Here is a 467-nt window from a genome sequence, read left to right as displayed (position 1 = left end):
CATGCTGCTGCCCGGCCTGGCGCTGGCCGTGGAGAAGGGCTCCACCCTGGAGCCCTGGACGTTGCAGGACCAGTTCGAAAAGGCGCACTCGCTGGACGACTCCACCCGGGTCCTGCTGGTGGCGCGGGACATGGACGGCTCGAAGCTGGTCAAGGCGGCGCTGGCGGAACGCCCAAAGGGCTACCTGGAGGCGCGCCACGCGCTGTTCCTGGCGGACATCAGCCGCATGCCGGCGCTGATTTCCCGGCTTTTCGCGGTGCCGGCCATGCGTGACTACAGTTATCCGGTGCTGCTCGATCGCGACGCGGCCATCGCTTCTCGCTATGCCTCGGACGAGGGCAAGGTGCTCTGGGTCAGGCTGGAGCAGCGCCGCGTGTTGGAAACCCGCCAGTTGGATTCGCCGGTGGCCCTGCGCATCGCCCTGGAACAACTGCAGCCGTGATCGCTGCCGAGTTGCTGTCGGCGGA

At 67.7% G+C, this 467-nt stretch carries 1 protein-coding gene; it reads left to right on the top strand.

The window, feature by feature from the left end:
• A partial coding sequence (locus tag FLP08_RS16955; RefSeq protein WP_003111212.1) for a hypothetical protein occupies positions 1-442 on the top strand: 442 nt, incomplete at its 5' end.
• Positions 443-467 lie beyond the last annotated feature (25 nt).

Origin of the sequence: Christiangramia aestuarii, from assembly GCF_009735585.1 — a bacterium.
GTDB lineage: Bacteria > Bacteroidota > Bacteroidia > Flavobacteriales > Flavobacteriaceae > Christiangramia > Christiangramia aestuarii.
Note: the sequence above shows the minus strand (reverse complement) of the source record. Positions and strands in the feature narration are given on the sequence as shown.